10 protein-coding genes are annotated in these 17,280 nt (G+C 43.7%); 8 read left to right on the top strand and 2 right to left on the bottom strand.

Annotation, left to right across the window (positions count from 1 at the left end; all coding sequences use genetic code 11):
• Positions 1-13 precede the first annotated feature (13 nt).
• The 6 genes from GJS45_RS12290 to GJS45_RS12265 all read left to right on the top strand — a co-directional run bounded on the left by GJS45_RS12290 (position 14) and on the right by GJS45_RS12265 (position 5,891).
• A complete protein-coding gene (locus GJS45_RS12290) occupies positions 14-1,858 on the top strand; it encodes a tetratricopeptide repeat protein (protein ID WP_162342140.1) in 1,845 nt (614 codons plus the stop codon).
• Positions 1,859-2,019: 161 nt separating this feature from the next.
• Positions 2,020-2,760: a DUF2589 domain-containing protein gene (locus tag GJS45_RS12285; protein WP_162342139.1), complete on the top strand. Its 741-nt coding sequence runs from the start codon at positions 2,020-2,022 to the stop codon at positions 2,758-2,760.
• A 21-nt stretch (positions 2,761-2,781) separates the two neighbouring features.
• The gene (locus tag GJS45_RS12280) at positions 2,782-3,066 is read left to right on the top strand and encodes a hypothetical protein (protein ID WP_162342138.1); all 285 of its coding nucleotides are present in this window, start codon (positions 2,782-2,784) and stop codon (positions 3,064-3,066) included.
• Between the two features lie 4 nt (positions 3,067-3,070).
• Positions 3,071-3,619, top strand: coding sequence for a DUF2589 domain-containing protein (locus GJS45_RS12275; protein ID WP_162342137.1), 549 nt, complete (start codon positions 3,071-3,073; stop codon positions 3,617-3,619).
• A 53-nt stretch (positions 3,620-3,672) separates the two neighbouring features.
• Complete coding sequence (locus GJS45_RS12270; protein ID WP_162342136.1) at positions 3,673-4,647, top strand: glycoside hydrolase family 25 protein; 975 nt, start codon at positions 3,673-3,675, stop codon at positions 4,645-4,647.
• Positions 4,648-4,766: 119 nt separating this feature from the next.
• Complete coding sequence (locus GJS45_RS12265; RefSeq protein ID WP_162342135.1) at positions 4,767-5,891, top strand: mechanosensitive ion channel family protein; 1,125 nt, start codon at positions 4,767-4,769, stop codon at positions 5,889-5,891.
• A gap of 239 nt (positions 5,892-6,130) precedes the next feature.
• Here the strand turns inward: GJS45_RS12265 and GJS45_RS12260 are convergent, their stop codons facing one another.
• On the bottom strand, positions 6,131-7,705 hold the full coding sequence (locus GJS45_RS12260; protein ID WP_162342134.1) for a family 43 glycosylhydrolase: 1,575 nt from the start codon (positions 7,703-7,705) through the stop codon (positions 6,131-6,133).
• A 20-nt stretch (positions 7,706-7,725) separates the two neighbouring features.
• Positions 7,726-8,787, bottom strand: coding sequence for a glycoside hydrolase family 43 protein (locus GJS45_RS12255; protein ID WP_235954733.1), 1,062 nt, complete (start codon positions 8,785-8,787; stop codon positions 7,726-7,728).
• A 173-nt stretch (positions 8,788-8,960) separates the two neighbouring features.
• Between GJS45_RS12255 and GJS45_RS12250 the strand changes: the two genes are divergently transcribed.
• Together GJS45_RS12250 and GJS45_RS12245 are read left to right on the top strand one after the other, a co-directional pair.
• Positions 8,961-11,399 carry a right-handed parallel beta-helix repeat-containing protein gene (locus GJS45_RS12250; RefSeq protein ID WP_162342133.1) on the top strand — a complete coding sequence of 813 codons (2,439 nt, stop codon included), beginning with the start codon at positions 8,961-8,963 and terminating at the stop codon, positions 11,397-11,399.
• A 798-nt stretch (positions 11,400-12,197) separates the two neighbouring features.
• Entirely contained in the window at positions 12,198-17,135 is a 4,938-nt protein-coding gene (locus GJS45_RS12245; protein ID WP_162342132.1) for a malectin domain-containing carbohydrate-binding protein, read from the top strand.
• Positions 17,136-17,280: the final 145 nt, after the last annotated feature.

Raw genomic sequence — 17,280 nt, 5'->3', positions numbered from 1 at the left:
AACGCCCATAACGGTGAATAAAACAATCTTTTCTCTATTGGTGTTTTTTCTTGCTTCAGGCAACCTTATGGGGTATTCACCTACCGATCAAAAAGTAAATCCGGATAGTCTGCGTAGCCTACTGGACCGGTCAAATGAATTGGCTTATAGTCAACCTGAACGTTCCTTCCTGTATGCAAAAGAGGCCTACGAAAAAGCGGCAAATAACCCGGCATTACAATCCGAAGCAGCGCAGGTATTGGGATATAGTTATTACGACCAGCGAAAATTGAACCTTGCTGAAACATATTTTCTGGAAGCTTTAAATCGTAGTAAAGCAGGTAACCTGCAGGGATTGAATGAAAAAAACCACCATGCCCTCTACCAACTGTACCGCAGAATGGAAGATTTTGAGAAGGCTCATTTCCATATTGATCAGGCGTTGAAATATGCGAAATCAATTGAAAATCCTGATCGCCTGGCTACTAACCTAAAGGGCTTGGGACAGCTTTACAGAGAAATCGGTCTTGCCGATAAAGGAATCAATGCCCTTCACCAGGCCTTGAAAGTTCTGAAAGGGTCAAAAGGTTCCTTAGATTTCGCCCTTTACATTGATTGTGAAACGAGTCTGGCCCTGGTCTATAAAGATCTGGAAGATTATAAAAGCGCGCTGGAACACCTACATGAAGCGCTTATACTATCGGAAAAACATGCCTTACCCGTGCAGACCCTCTATGCTCATTTAAATCTGGGATTGGTCTTTAAAAAACTGGCAGACCAGGAAGGGGCCGAGGGAGATAGCTTATATAAACAAGCCTCCTATCACAATGACAAGGCATTGGCTCAGGCGAAGTCGCAACAGCGCGAACCGGAGAGGGCCATTATTTTAAATAACATGGCCTTTTTAGCCTTTGAACTCCAGGATTTGGAGCGGGCGGACACCTTACTTGCAAAATCCATTTTAATTAAAGAAAAAATAGATAACCTCAGAAGTCTTGGATACGCTTATTGGCTAAAAGGAAAAATCTTGTCGGCAGACAACCAGTCGCAGGAGGCGTTGAGTACCTACCGGCTCGCCCTGTCCTATGCCCAAAAAGGCAAAGACCTTCCCCTTCAAAGAGACCTAATGATAGACCTGGCGGAAGAATACTTTCGGCTCAACGACCTTTCTTCCTACCGTCATAGTTTGCTACAGAAGGAAAAATTATCGGATAGCCTGATTAACATTGAGAAAATAAAACGTATTGCACGTTCCGAATTTCTTTTCGAACAAGATTCGGTCCTTCTGGCAAATCCCTATTCCAGGCTTTGGGATGTCCAACCCTATCCCGCCATTCATTGGTGGCTGACCGGCCTGGCACTCGGAAGCATGATTTTACTAGTCTATTTTTACCATCGGCTAAGTATCAAAGAAAAATTACTTTCTGCATTTGACAGTCAACTAACTGAAAGCCGGAAAAAACAGGAAAAACTGAAGAAAAAACTGCTCGTCTATGCTGAACACCTGGCCAGTTCCGATCATAAAAACAAGGAGCTAATGGCGCAACTGGAACGGACTTCTTTGGCCAGGACAAGGCAGGAAGCCCTGGAAGCTCTTTCCCGATTTCGGATTTCCAAAAAGGAAGACCTAAGGACCTTTCGTTTGTTGATTGAAACGGTTTTCCCCGGTTATTGGGAGCGGCTAATGGAAGAGCTACCAGACCTGACCGAAAACGAGCAAATGATTGCCTCCTTATTTAAATTGGGCTACACTACCCGGGAAATGGCAACGGTAATGGGGATTTCCTATGACGGCGTGAAAAAGGCTCGTTACCGATTGAAAAAAAAGGTCCCTGCTAAATGGGGAGTTCCAAAAACGGATCCCATTGCTGATACCTAGAAATAAATATAAAAAACTCATTTTTTAACAAGTCAAAAAGTATTTCCCACAAATTGTCCCCTTTTTGTCCACCTATTTATAAGTTAAAAATAAAGAATGATTGGGATATTTCACCCTGATTATCCATTCATTAATTTTTAACCAATTAAACAGAATTCAAAATGGCGGAAGGATTAGTAAACATGTCGGATCAATTTAAAGGCCTGCCGATGCAGGATTTGATTGGAGGCCCGTTAAATGCTGCTGTGTCGGCCAATGTAAAATTAGCCCAGGCGACGGCAGATTTCATCAATACCGTTGGTTTTACCCAGGTTCCGGTGGATAAAAAGCCGGGAGAATTCACCACGGGAGCAGCAAGAATGCTGGATTTTGAATTTGAGCGGCCCGGGATTTATGTTCCGGAGGTTACCGATAAAAATCCTACTCCGGTGCCTCAACGGACCATTGAAGAGGTAAAAATCCGGGTGCCCATGTTGGCGGTGGTTCCTATCCCGAACTTACAGGTAGATACCGTGGACATTACCTTTGACATGGAGGTTAAAAGCTCCACTTCTGAAACCAGTTCGACCGATATGAATGCCTCCGCGGATGTTTCAGCAAAAATTGGTTGGGGACCGGTAAGTGCAACCGTGAAAATTCATGGTTCGGTGGCCACCCATAAAGAAAATACCCGGACCTCTGACAATTCTGCGAAATACCATGTGGAAGTAACTGCGTCCAATCACGGCACACCGGAGGGACTTGCCAGAGTGCTCGACATCATGGCCACGGCTGCCACGCCCCATGATGTGAATGTCGCACCACTTGCAGCTGGCAAAGACCGGGATCCAAAAACCGGTAAAATAAAGGATGCCAGTAAAAAACAAGTGAACCCGGATGGCTCTCATGATAGCCTGACCTGATAGGCAAGCTGCCCAAACAAAATGATCAATAGCAGTACCAAGACCTTGGAGTTAGCAGATGTTACCTATGTCAAACGGGTGAGCATAGGTAACATCAACCCCAATAATCCATTGAACGAAGAACAACAAGAGCGGCAGATGGCCTTACTGAATAAATGCCTGAATGAATACCCGAAAGGAAAGATTATAGGCAAGGACATTTCAGTGGGTGTTTTTCAGGTTGGCGATCATCAAATCACCCTTCAGCGTACTACCTACCATGTAGGATTTTTGAGAAAACCTGTTTGGCTGGAAAATAATTCTTAACCCCATGGCAAAAACAATCAAACTGGACAACCTACTTCAAGCGATCCACCAAGCCGTGCTCGAAGCCCAAATGCTCACCGAGCAACAGCATTTGGAGCAGTTGGATCGATACTTTGAATGGCCGGAAGATGAAGACCGCAAAAATGAAGATATGGCTTCCCATATCCACCGAAACGGCGGAATTGCCAAAACCTGGGCAGTAGAAGTCCCCAACCTCCATCCGGAGGCAGAAAAAGGGAGCACGACGACCATTCAGGTTCCGTTAATGAGCCTCATTCCACCTACAGCCATTAAAATAAAAAATATGGTGGTGGAATTTAAGGTGGCACTGGGCCAATTGGTAGAGGAAAAGAAAAGAAGCCGAAGTTTTTTCAAGAAAAACCAACCCGGAGAAGAAAACCCTAGCCTGGGAATTGATTTGGGTGGTGTTTCCGGAGGCGGATTTTTTGGAAATAAGACACCGCTGGCAAAAATAAAAATTGAATTCGAAGCAGGTGAACCTTCCGAATCGTTTCTCCGAATCAATGATCACCTGATCAAATCCATTATTTGACCGTCGATTCCCACCGAATATGGTTAGCGGAAGGTTTCCTAAAATGAAGTGACATGTACAGAAGAATACTATTCGTTTTGCTCATTGGTTTTTTTCTGATGTTTAGCATGTTGCTGGTGGTGATCTTGAACCTGACTGGCCTATTGGATTTTGGTAAAACCATCCATGAGCACCATATTTACCTCTCCGAGACGGATCCAAACGCAGGAGAAACCCCTTTCGAGCAAATTGATAATAGGCTACCCGCTGGCCCTCTCTACTATGCCGGTCACTCGGCTCCCAAGGAATCGGGGGAAATACACCATCGGGCCCACCATTATGATAGCATGCTCCGGATATTTGACTTATACCAAAAGGATTGGAGTCCAGGACACCAAACACACGGGTATTATGGAATTGACGTATCCCACTGGCAAAATGTGATTGATTGGGAAATGGTAAAAAACGACTCTCTTCCTCATCCGGTCTCCTTTGTTTTAATAAAGGCTACACAAGGGGCCCGGGAAATTGACCCCTTTTTTAATACGAACTGGTCTTCCGCCGAAAAAGAAGGAATTCTCAAAGGAGCCTATCATTTCTACCAATACAAGGATCCCCCATTGGAGCAGGCAGCACATTATATCAGCCAGGTCAATTTATCTCCAGAAGACATTTTGCCAATCGTAGACGTTGAACTGGACTGCACGGCCTGCAGCCGGCCGGAAATTTCTGATAACCTTCTCATCCAAAATCTAAAAACCTACCTGGAAGCGATCGAAAGCCATTACAAAGTAAAACCCATCATTTATACCTATGAGGCGTTTTATCAAACGCATTTAAAGGGGCATTTTGACAACTACCCTTATTGGCTTGCCCGTTTTTCCTCCAAGCCTCCAACTGAATTTAAGGTAGAACCAGATAGTGTTTCACTTCCTGAAATTACCATGTGGCAATTTACTGACGCTGGTAAAATTAAGGGCATTCCTGGTAAAACCGATATGAGTTTTCTACCTGCTGCTTACAGAGCGCACGTTCTGGTCCTGAAATAACCCTGATTGGTCGTTGAATAAAACCACTTACCTATTTGCATGGGTAAGATGAACCTTTTTCACTCCAAATCCGGTTTTGTTTTTTTAACCATCAGTAGCCAACCAAATCGAAAGCGAAAATGATACAGGAATACTTAAGTCATGAATATTGGAACAATACGATACAGGATTACCTCCTTGCATTGGGATTTATTCTGTTGGGAATGGGCATTGTCAAAATCTTCAAAAAGGCCATGCTTCAGCGACTCAAAAAGTTGACTGAAAGGACTGATAATAGCCTGGATGATTTTCTTTTCGACATTATTGAGCGCTATGTTTTGCCTGCCATATACATTTCCATCGTATTTTGGGGGATAAGGACCTTGTCACTTTCCCCATTTCTGGAAAATAGCCTCTCTACAGCTCATAGTATCATTCTTACCTACTACGGTGTCAAAATAATCGCCAATCTAATCATCATGCTTATTCGGTCTTACGTTAAAAGACAGGAAGGTGGTGAAGAAAAAGTAAAGCAAATTGGCGGCATCATCCTGCTTGTCAACGTATTGATTTGGGCCGTTGGTATCTTGTTTTTCTTTGATAATATTGGATGGGACGTTACCACCATTATCACCGGTTTGGGTATCGGTGGTATTGCAGTGGCGCTGGCCGCCCAAAATATCCTCGGAGACCTTTTTAATTATTTTGTGATCTTTTTTGACAGGCCCATTGAAATCGGAGATTTTGTGGTCGTAGACGATAAAAATGGAATCGTAGATAAAATCGGCATTAAAACGACTCGAATTAAAACCCTTTCGGGCGAAGAATTGGTGGTGGCAAACAGTGATCTTACCAGCTCACGAATCCACAATTATAAGAAAATGCAGCGGAGACGGATTTTATTTGGCGTGGGGGTAACTTATGAGACCCCTTTGAAAGCCCTAAAAAAAATACCCGAAATGCTGAAAGAAATTGTGGAAAATCAATCTCCCGTAACGTTTGACAGGGCTCATTTCAAAGCCTTCGGGAATTCTAGTCTGGATTTTGAAGTAGTTTACTACATCGAGGTCGCCGATTACAACAAGTATATGGACATCCAACAGCAAATCAATTTTGCAATTGTAGAGCAGTTTGATGCGATGGGCATTGATATCGCATTTCCTACCCGCACGCTTTATGTCCGAAACGAACCCGACCATCAGTTTAAGATTAAGACCTTTGTACCAAATGATGACGGGACCGAAACCGGCGAAGTGGCCGAGTAAACCTATCGGCCAGCTGCGCTCCGACTCATTCCCGACTAAAAGAGGAGTAATAACGTATCCCCCTATTGCTACAATGAAATCCGGCGGAGTTGACTAACCGCAATAAAGTTATCAGCGCAAGCTATCGGGCTAGCCAATTGGAGCAGGTATCCAGGAGATGCCTAATTCGCGGCGAATAGAACCCTTCTAAGCGAACAAAGGTGATTCGAAAACAGTAAAATTAGATCGGTTCAGAAAAACTAATTTCCCGTGTACTGGATCTTCGTCGCCAAAAAGTTTACGCGCTGTGTCTCCGTACCCAACGCAAACATTCCCAGGCGAAAACCCATTCCCCAGGGAACGAGGTGGGATGCATCAACCGTTTCGCCCAATGGCTGCCAGTCGTCCACGCCTGACTGATACGAAAACGCAATCAGGTACCCCTCCTTTACCTCCATTTTTAAGTTAATCTCTCCGGAGAGGCCCTTTTCAACTTCTTCAAAAACCCGCTTTTCTCCATCCCTCATTTCAAAAACCTGTACACCTACATCACCCGTCCCAATGCCCATACCTGCAATCGGTGCACCGAATCCATTATTTTCGGCACCGACCAGTAATATTCCTCCTACGGCATTCGATTCCTCCAGATCTATCGTGGTTGTCATCGTGTAATCAGTCGCTTTGGTTCCTTGTACCAGAAGGCTGCCCATGCCCTCGTTCTCTTCGGAAGCGTTTAGCAATAATCCCTTTTCACCGGCTGAAAAACGAATATCCTGAGTCACCCGCCATTGCCAAAGCGGATCTAACTTTTCTTTAAATTCATCTTCAAAATCCAGAGAAGCCACCTCCCGGGTATAATCAGCCGTATTATCCAACACAGGCCACTGATCCTCCGTCCAATTAAGTTTCTCCAACACCCCTTCCCTACCCACATACACCGATCCCTGAGCGTTATAGGCATGGTACAGCATAAAATGCGCTCCGTCCTTTTCTACCACCGTGCCATGGCCTGCACATTTCCAGTCCTCATTATCAGTGAGAATAGGGTTGCCACTGTATTTCTCCCAAGGGCCCAATAAATTTTTTGCCCTTGCCACCCCTGTTTGATAGTTACATTGCTTGTCACAACAAGCCCCGGCAGAATACGTGGCAAAAAAATAGTCTCCCTTTTTAAACACACAAATACCCTCCACCAGGTTTTTTTCCCAGGGAGCATCGTTCCGAAATAGCTCGGTGGGATTTCCCAATAAACGCGTTCGCTCTTCATTGATTTCCTGTGCCCACATCGGCGTCGGCATTCCCTGGCTATTACCGTCTTCTTTCCAGAGAAGGTATAGCGTACCCTGTTCATCCCTCACTTCAAAGCCATCGATGGAGCCGAACTCCTGTGCCACCAACGGTCCGTGATCGGTAAAATCCCCTGTAGGCGATTCCGAACTGGCTACGGCCACGCTTAGGCGGTTAGTCATTCTATCTCTAGCCGTGTAATACGCAAACACCCTTCCCTGCTCTCTATCATAAGCCAGCTCTGGTGCCCAAAAGTTATTCCTTGCCCAATCCGGAGCTCCGTTCGGAAAAACATAATTAACCAGTTCCCATTCTATCAGGTCGGAAGACCGGAAAATAGGAAACAATGGTGCCCATTCATTTGAGGTAGCGGAGGCGTAATAATAAGAACCCACCCGAATAACCGTAGGATCCGGTCGATCCCCTGCTAAAACCGGATTGACAATGGCGGGGACTGGTTCCACTTCCAGAACCTCTTGGACTGAAGTACTCCGCCCGCAGGAAAAAAGGAAGATGCCAATAATAATAGCATTAAGAACTGATTTCATATTGATTTTTTTTAGGTTTATTATTGCTCTCCGGAAGGTAGGGGAATAGGGACTCCTGCAGGCACTGCATGTCCCAAATCCGGACTCCCATCGGCCCTCCATGTAAATGGTTGTAGCCGAATATCTCTATCCCATCCGGGAGTGGTTGATTTTTTAGAATGATACAGAATCCAATCCTCCCTTCCATCCGGCGATTTGGCAAAACTACAATGTCCCACTCCCAGCACTTTATTAGTTCCCATGAAAACAGGACCGGATTTTTCCCAATTATCCGGATTTAATGGATCCGAGGTAGCTTCCTTCAGCTGCAACTGTCCCAGGCGATATTCCTTGAGCCAGGACTCTCTGGTCGAATAGATGATAAACGTTTTTCCCTGGTATTGCAAGGCCTGAGGTCCCTCGTTCAAATCCAGTGGCCCTCCCCTTTCCCAGGATTCCTCAGGAGAAGAAAGCTTTACCCGATTGCCACAGATTGTAGCCGGGTCACACATAGTAGCGATATATAGGTGTTGCTTTGTTTTATCGGTATCCCTGTTTTCTTCCCAGCCCGACCAGATTGCATACAGTTGACCTTGAATCACTACCGGGCTCAGGTCGATGGCCCAGATGGCAGATCCCGGATCCGACAGGTCATCTCCTGTATAGAGCATGCCCATGTCTTCATAGGGGCCAAAAGGATCCTCAGTAGCAGATTTCAAAACGCCGGACCGCTGATGTATAAACGGGTTCCCCGGTTCCTTTCCCGCAGCGTAGTAAATATACCAATGACCGTTGAAGTAATGGATTTCCGGGGCCCAGACAGTTGCCTGGTTCCATCCCGTTTCCGGAGCGTCCCATACCTTCACCGGAGTTCCCTGGTCGGTGAGCCTTTCTGATACTGACACCGCAACTCCATCGCCCGTACTCATCGAATAATAGTAGTGTTTACCCTTCTGGTATACCCAGGGGTCCGCCCCATCGCGAATGGGATTGGTGAAGGTGGTTTCCTGTGCCATTGCCAGGTGAAACCCCATGAACCACCAGCAAACAAGAAAAAGCTTCTTTGAAAATAGAAAAATGAATGCTTTATTGGGGTAAGTCATTCTTTTTGGATTGATTTTCTCAGTAAATAAACGATTTAATGCCATAACCTTAGCAATCATGCCGCCTGGTATCAAAATTGTAACGAATCAAAATTCCTGACCGGATGTTTTTCGAACTATTCATTCCCATTTATAAATTTACTTTAAAACTAGAAGGAACAATTGAATAAGCCATGACCCAAACCCGTTTTTTATTATTCCTGCTTTGGTTAGGCATTTTTTTTAAAACGTCCGCAGCCAGCTATTACCTATCATCCTCTACAGGCAAGGATACCCATACACCAGAGGATGCCCAACATCCGGCAACTCCCTGGCAAAGCCTGGAAAGATTAAATCAGTTTATTCCACAATTATCGCCAGGAGATTCTGTTTTATTTAAAAAAGGAGACCTATTTTTCGGAACGCTTCACTTAAAAAAATCCGGAACAAAAGAAAAACCCATCGTTTATAGTCATTATGGAAATGGCTCGCTTCCGATGATTACGGGCTTAACCGAATTAAAGGGATGGAAACGCCATTCACCCGGCATTTATTTTGTGGAATTACCTCCTTCAAGTAGTCAAATCCGGGTGCTAACGATGGATGGAAAGCCTCAAGCCATGGGGCGGTTTCCTAATTCGGATGAAAAAAACAAAGGGTACCTCATACCGGAAAAGATAGCAGGAAAAAATCAACTAAGCCACGAGATATTTCTGGACAATGGCGGCTGGAAGGGAGCAGAACTGGTCCTTAGAAAAAACCACTGGATCATCGATCGGCAGAAAATCAATGCCAGGCAGGGTAATACGATCACTTTTTCATCAGCAACAAGTTATGAACCAAAAAAAGGATACGGTTTTTTTATTCAAAATCACCTCAACACCCTGGACCAATTCGGGGAATGGTACCAAGATCTCGAAAACAACAGGCTTTACGTATGTCTGGAAGAAAATAATCCGGAACGTTATACCATCCAGGTCAGTAGCGTAGACCTACTTATCACCACACTTCCCAATACCCGCCACGTTACTATTGAAGGACTGCACTTAAATGGTGCCAATGAAGTCGGCCTTTTTATTAGGGGAGGCAGCTTTTTTCGATTTTCTAACGGTATTATCGAAAATTCTGGTGAAAATGGCGTGTTGGCCCTGAACATGGATCACTTGAGCATCCTCCAGTCAGAGATCCGGCATTCGTTTAATTCCGGAATCTATTTACGATCGGGGAATTATCAGGCCACCATTGCAGATAACCTCATCGAAAATACGTACATGATGCCAGGAATGGGGCAAAATGGAGATAATAACGGTTTTGCCTTCTTCAGCATTTCGGATGCGGACACCATCGTGCGCAATACCATTCGGAATACTGGATATGTTGGAATCGGCTTTAGAGGAAGTAAAACACTGGTTCAACATAATCTGGTGGATGGTTTTTGCTTGACCAAGGGCGACGGCGGAGGCATCTACTCTTATACCGGAAACTCAAAACCTGGCTACACGGATAGAATAATTAGCGGAAATACCGTTCGAAATGGAAAAGGAGCAAGAGAAGGCACCCCACTTCAAGGATCGGATTTACCTGCTCCCGCGGAGGGGATTTACATAGATGACAATTCCAATAATGTCCGAATAATCGACAATACCATTTACCAGGTTGCTAATAAAGGCATCTACCTTCACAATGCACAAAACATTGAAGTAATCGATAACCTTGTATTCGATGCGGGCTATTTGGTTTTTCTAGCTGACGATGACTTGGGTGAACCACTGGAAAACATAAGAATTTCAAATAATACGCTAATTAAAAAGGAACCGCACCAAATCGCCATGGGAATCCGGTCTGGAACTCCTGAATTTGAAACCATCGGCTATACTGACCAAAATCAATACCTGGATCTCAGCGGCACTGGCATTTCCTTCCACTTGCACAATACGGAGTCAAATGAGGAACGTTACTTTGATTCAGAAAATTGGAAAAAGGTCTCCGGTTGGGAACAAAACGCTCCTAATCAGGATTTAAGACCCCAATTAGAAAAATTTGTAACCAATCGCGATCACCTGCCCGGGAAAACCCTGTCAGTAGCTACTGACAGGGAGCGTATTAGTTGTACTAGGGGTTGTGGCCTTAGTTGGGAAAAGGATGGTAGCTTCTCCGTGACAGGAACTGCGGAGAAATCGGAAGTGAAAGTGAATCTTTCCGGAATGGAAAATAGTGCGTCCTATGCGCTGTCCTTGTCCATTACGAACTCGGAAAATTCGGCGGTAGAAATCTACCTGAGACAAAATGGTCCCGCCTACCGAAAATTAAGTGCCAGTAAGGTACTTATACCAGATAGGATCGTGCGTGATTTTTACCTGGTTTTTGATAGTCCGGATGCGCAGGCAGTTCCCGCATTAATGCTGACCTTTTACCAGGGAAATGAAACCACCCGAATAACCGAATTTTTAATCTCATCTGTGGACCCCGTTCAGAAACTACCAGAGCAGAAAAATTACAAATTACTGACCAACCCCAAAAACAGTGCGGAAGTAATCGCAATAGAGGCTGACTGGCAAGACCTTTCAGGCAAATCTCATACGAATCAACTGACGCTCGCCCCCTTTCAGAGTCTATTTTTAATCCGAAAATAGAACAAGCTACAACTAGTATACGTCCTTAATTCCTGAACTGAGATCCCATACTAATTCCGACCGGTTAGAACTTTTCTGCCCTTCAATCGACGCACAAAATATAATTTGGAGTTTTTTTTTACCCCTCGCCATTTTCACAAATGGTCTTTCCAGACCGTTCTAAGCGTAGATTAAGGTAATCCATTTCGTTTTTAATGAAATTAGTATAATACAATCCACCCCGAGGCCGCCTAATCGTATTCGGATTCAACTTTTTTTAAGGAATCTGGCTCTCATAATGCTTCAAAAATCCTCCCGTCGCCCCGATTCAACAGAAAATCCAGCATTGAAGACCGCCTAAAAATTTTTCACCAAACAAATTTTCGTCCCCTGCCTTTAGCCCTTTCAGTTAGAAAATGCGGTCAGAGCAGCAACTTCTGAAACTCACCGAAAAAAAATGTCTTTTTTTTTAAAATTTTTTACCGGTGCCTTTTTAAGGACTATCGGCAATAAAAATAATTCCAAAAACAATATTGAAATCACATACAGAAATTATCCTATTCCCCTCCCATTACGCCAAATGTATCCTCAGTTATAAAATTTGGTTTTAAATATTTTATATCATTAATTAACAAAAACAGAGGAATATTTAGAATATCATTTTGATATATATAAAATTCAAAAAATTTAATTTCAATAGTCAAAATACTGTTTTAGGAATTTATAATTCAGAAAAGATAGAACAAAATGAATATTCCTTCAAAAAATATCAAGAAGAATAAAAACGGAACAAGTGTCATAAATATAATTTCTGAACTCATGAAAACACGTGTATTTTTAATCGCAATCTTCACTTTTCTGGTGGTCTCAGCATCTTTTGCTACCGATTACCATATTTCCAAAGAAAAGGGAGACGATTCCAGAAGTTTTTCTCAAGCTCAAAACCCTGAGACTCCCTGGAAATCAATCGCAAAACTGAACGCAGTATTTTCTTCCCTTCAACCTGGGGACAAAGTACTCTTCAGAAGAGGAGAGACTTATTTCGGTACCATTGTTATGAGTAATTCCGGTACTTCAAGTAATCCCATCACCATCGGTGACTATGGAAGCGGAGCAAACCCCGTGATCACCGGTTTAGTAGATCTTACCTCTTGGAAATCCATAGGTAATGGTATATATGAGGCCAGTCATTCTCAATTAGAATCCAGGCCTACCACTTTGGTGGTTTTCAATGATAAGGACAGAGAAATGGGTCGGTTTCCCAATTCGGATAGTGACAATAAAGGGTACTTAACTTATGAATCTACCTCATGGAATTCCATTACCGACAAGGAACTGAGTTCCTGGCCTAACTGGACGGGTGCTGAAGTTGTGATCCGAAAAATCTATTGGATCCTGGACCGTCACAAAATTACTTCTCACTCCGGCAATACCATAAAGTACGCCTCAAACAGCGAAACAAGCTACCAGCCTAAGGCTGAATTTGGGTATTTTATCCAAAACCACATCAAAACATTGGATCAACTTGGAGAGTGGTACTACGATATCCAAAACGCTAATCTGAAGGTATTCTTTGGAAACGAATCGCCATCCAGGCATTCGGTAAAAATAGCTGCGCTTGAAAATCTACTAACACAGGTAAAACGGGTAGATCATGTGGTGGTCGAAAACCTACACTTTAAAGGGGCCAATGCCAATGCCATTCACCTCACAACAGGTACTAATGTGACGATCAAAAATTCCAAAGTGGAAATGGTTGGGGAAAATGGCATTTATGGCGAAGGAAATTACAAGCTACGCCTGGAAGGAAACGAGGTTATTGATATTCATAATTCCGGTATTGAATTGAAATCCTGTGACGATGCCGTCATCCGAAATAACCGAATCAACAACATCCAGTTATTTCCCGGCATGGGAAAGTCAGGGGATGGAAATGGATTTGGCATTTTCTCTCCTAACGACAACAACTTGATTGAAGGCAACAGGATCGTCAACTCGGGCTATGTTGGAATCCGCTTTGGAGGAAACAATAGTGTGGTGAAGAACAATTTCATCAATCATTTTAACAAGACCAAAAATGACGGTGGCGGAATCTATGTTTACACTGGCAACAGCAATGAGACGTATTACAATCGAAAAGTCATCGGAAACATCATCCTGAATGGACATGGCGTGGTGGAAGGAACTAATATCCGATCTGCATTAGCCAAACCTCAGTCCGAGGGCATCTACCTGGATGACAATACCAGTGGCGTAGAAGTAGCCTACAATACCATTGCTAATATTTCCAGCAAAGGCATCTACCTGCATAATGCCAGACAAAATCACATTCACCACAATACCATCTACAATAGCACCTACCAATTATTTTTTAGAAACGACTATATGGGTGCGGATATTCGCAACAACACCATTGAAAACAACCTGTTTTTCTCTCAAAATGGAGAGCAGAATAATCTAAACCTGAGCTCCGTGAAAAATGACCTTGGACAAATGGGGTCTTTTTACAATAATGTGTACGCAAGTCCGATGACCGATAATTACCGGATCATCAACAAGTACAACATGGGAACTAGTTATGAGGTAACCAAATTATTGGATCTGGATGGTTGGAAAAGCTTATACGGTAAAGATGCCGGTTCCAAAATTCACCCCGTGTCCATCCCCTCCTACGAAGTAAATGGCGTAATCGGCGAAAACAAATACGATAACGAGGGATTTGACAAGGATGCCGATTACGTTACCGTAAAAAATGGACAAACTTCATGGGTTAGTAATTCCAAATTGGATGGTGGAGCCTTACGTGTAACCGGATCCGGAACTTTTGAAATGAATGTGAGTGTCGGAAAAGTGGTAGAAGGAACTAATTACTTGATTCGTTTTAGCGGAATCGGAAACAAGGATTTTGCAGGCAAAGCTTATTTAAGAGAGAAATTTTCTCCCTGGAGAACAATCAGTGCCGTTAATACCGTGGAATTTTCAACCGAAAGAAACGAATTCGAGATCCTACTGAGTCCGGTAGTAACTTCAAGCGAAACGGTTCTGATGTTCAAATTCGAAAATGTGGGATACGCCGATTTTCAAATGGACAACCTGAGCGTTTACGAGGCTGATCTGAAAGTGACCAACCCTGATGACAAAATATTTTTTGCATACAACGAAGGGTATTCTAAAAAATCGGTCAGTCTATCCGGGGAATATGTTGACATGAATAACAAAAGCTATTCCGGAAGTATCGAGCTGGAGCCATTTCGCTCCATAATATTAATCAAAACGTCAGAGGAAACAATTGCTCAACCTGAACCCATTCAAGTGGCCAGAGTAATCATTCCTGAGTATGGTTCCGGCATGATCGAGGGAGATGATCTTCCCATTACGTTAACTGTAGACCAAGGAAGGGAATTAGAAGTAGAAAAAGTTAACTATTACTTTTGTGAAACATTAATCTCAGAAGAAACAGAGAGCCCCTTAGCTTGTACCTGGGAAAATGTTCCTTTTGGTTCCCACTTTATTTACGCTGAGGCAGTAGATGTTTACGGAAGAACGGTTTTCTCAGACAGTGTCGCCATCGAGGTCAAGAAGGAAAACGTCATGCCCATCATCACCCTGACCCAACCTCTTGAAAATACGGAAATCAACACTGGGGAAAGCATGGTGGTGTCTGGTTCAGCGATAGATCTGGACGGAGAAGTCGCGCGGGTTGACCTTTTGGTGAACGGAAATTCCTTCGCATCCTCCACGGATTCTCCTTTCGAATTTACCTGGACTTCTGTTCAGGAAGGGGCTTTTACACTGGCTTTACAGGCAGTAGATAATGAAAATGGTAAGGGATTGTCGGATGAAGTGGTGGTGACGGTTTCAGCCAAAGAGGTTATAACCGAACCTACTCCTACAGAGGAAGAAACTGCCGAGAACCCCATCAGCGACCTGGAGCCAGCGTTTAGCCTATTCGTAAATCTGGGTACTCAAAAGGAAATAGTATACGGAGGAACTGACTTTGAAGGTGAGCAGGCAGTAACCAGCCACATTTCCGGAAAAACATACACCTATTCCAACACCAAGTTCCAGGAGCCTTTGTTCCAGACTGAAAGAAATGGAGAGGAGTTCGCTCTTGAAATACCAGTCCCAAATGGAACCTATACCGTCAAAACGTTCCATAATGAGTTGTACTTCGGACAGGCAGGCCCCTCTTCCGCAATAGGAAGGAGAGTTTTTGACATACTTCTTGAAGATAAAATGGTCAAAGAAAACCTCGATTTATTTGTTGAAAACAACAACAAACCACTTGTCCTGACTTTTGAGTCCATTGAGGTGACTGATGGCAACCTAAAATTAGGAATGAGTGCTTCTACCAACCGGGCAAGTATCAGTGGTTTGGCCATCTTTTCAGAGAGCAATTCCTCGGTATCGACACCGACCGAATCTGTAGTGCTCGAACCTTTTATGCGGTTAAAAACCGGACACTACAGAAACGTACAGTATGAGGGAGAAGAATTCATAGCCGACTATAACCTGGGCTACTTTAGTGCCTCCTCTACCTATACCAATACGGATGCAAGCTCGGAGCCATTGTTCCAAAAAGAACGGAATGGTGAGGTATTGAATTATAGTATCCCGGTCCCTAACGGAAGCTATACCATCAAAACCTACCACAACGAGTTGAATCATAATCATAGAGGGGCTAAAGCGAAAGCAGGAAACAGAGTCTTTGACATTTTTCTGGAAGACAATTTGGCGAAAGATGATTTTGATATATTCGTTGAAAATAACAACGAGCCTACCATCCTGACTTTTGAAAAGGTACTTGTTAAGGATGGGGTGCTAAATCTGGGTATGGTGGCGAGTGCCAACAGGGCATCCATTTCTGCACTGGCTATTTTTAAGGAAAATAGCGTGACGGTGGAGAAAACCGGAACAGACCACGTGTTCTTTTTGAATACCGGAGGAACGACTGACGAAACGATTAATGGCAACCTCTTTATTGCTGAGGAAAACACAGAAGCCTATTACAATCAGCAGTCTTATCGTTTTGAAAACAGCAACGCATCAGCAACGAAGCTTTTCCAAACAGAACGAAATGCTGAAAACCTGAATTATGCCATACCCGTTCCCAATGGTACGTATACCGTACTTACCATGCATAACGAATTGTGGTTTGGACATGGAGGTCCTTACGCAACGGCCGGAAGAAGGGTGTTTGACCTGGCTTTGGAAGGTGAAATGGTAAAAGAAGGCTTCGATATCTACGTAGAAAACAGAAATGCCCCCACCTTACTGGCCTTTGAAAACATCACGGTGACGGATGGTATTCTGAATTTGGCGTTAACCGCAAAAGAAAACAGGGCCAGTATCTCAGGGATTGCCATCATCGGCGACGGAGCCAAAAACGCCATCGATGGAAGTAACCTCCGCGGCTACAGAGAAATGTTTAGCAGAGGGTATAAAGAAATGTTTGGTCGAGGGTATAAAGAAATGGACCTTTTTCTGGAAAATGCCGAACAAAATGAGATGAAGATTTTCCCTAACCCTGCTAAAGACAAAGCCTCCTTGGTTTTAGGGCAAGAAATTGGCCAGGGAAGGGTTCTTATTCACAACATGAATGGTCAATTAGTTGGCCAGTTCGAACTGGATTGGATCAGAACTTCAGGCGATCAGTATACCATCCCATTGGACAACCTGTCTCAGGGCATGTACCTGATTAGCGTAAGCAACGATCAAACCATCCTCAGTAAACAAAGGCTGATCGTAAATCCTTAAGTTGGAAAAAGTGATTGGTCTTTTAATCCCCTGGATCAAAAATCCAGGGGATTTTTTTATTTTACGGTAATGCTAAATTGGACAGCGGCAGGTACAAAAATTATTGCAAATAAAAAGAGCGAAGCTTGCTGAAAAAATTACCAGC

Source organism: Cyclobacterium salsum, assembly GCF_010119245.1.
In the GTDB taxonomy this organism is placed as follows: Bacteria; Bacteroidota; Bacteroidia; order Cytophagales; family Cyclobacteriaceae; genus Cyclobacterium; species Cyclobacterium salsum.
The sequence above is the reverse complement of the archived record's forward strand: the minus strand, read 5'-3'. Positions and strand labels throughout refer to the sequence as shown.

Coding starts and splice junctions, on each gene's coding strand:
- GJS45_RS12250 (WP_162342133.1), top strand. CDS start 8,961: ATGACCCAAACCCGTTTTTTATTATTCCTGCTTTGGTTAGGCATTTTT.
- GJS45_RS12270 (WP_162342136.1), top strand. CDS start 3,673: ATGTACAGAAGAATACTATTCGTTTTGCTCATTGGTTTTTTTCTGATG.
- GJS45_RS12260 (WP_162342134.1), bottom strand. CDS start 7,705: ATGAAATCAGTTCTTAATGCTATTATTATTGGCATCTTCCTTTTTTCC.
- GJS45_RS12265 (WP_162342135.1), top strand. CDS start 4,767: ATGATACAGGAATACTTAAGTCATGAATATTGGAACAATACGATACAG.
- GJS45_RS12255 (WP_235954733.1), bottom strand. CDS start 8,787: ATGACTTACCCCAATAAAGCATTCATTTTTCTATTTTCAAAGAAGCTT.
- GJS45_RS12280 (WP_162342138.1), top strand. CDS start 2,782: ATGATCAATAGCAGTACCAAGACCTTGGAGTTAGCAGATGTTACCTAT.
- GJS45_RS12285 (WP_162342139.1), top strand. CDS start 2,020: ATGGCGGAAGGATTAGTAAACATGTCGGATCAATTTAAAGGCCTGCCG.
- GJS45_RS12245 (WP_162342132.1), top strand. CDS start 12,198: ATGAAAACACGTGTATTTTTAATCGCAATCTTCACTTTTCTGGTGGTC.
- GJS45_RS12275 (WP_162342137.1), top strand. CDS start 3,071: ATGGCAAAAACAATCAAACTGGACAACCTACTTCAAGCGATCCACCAA.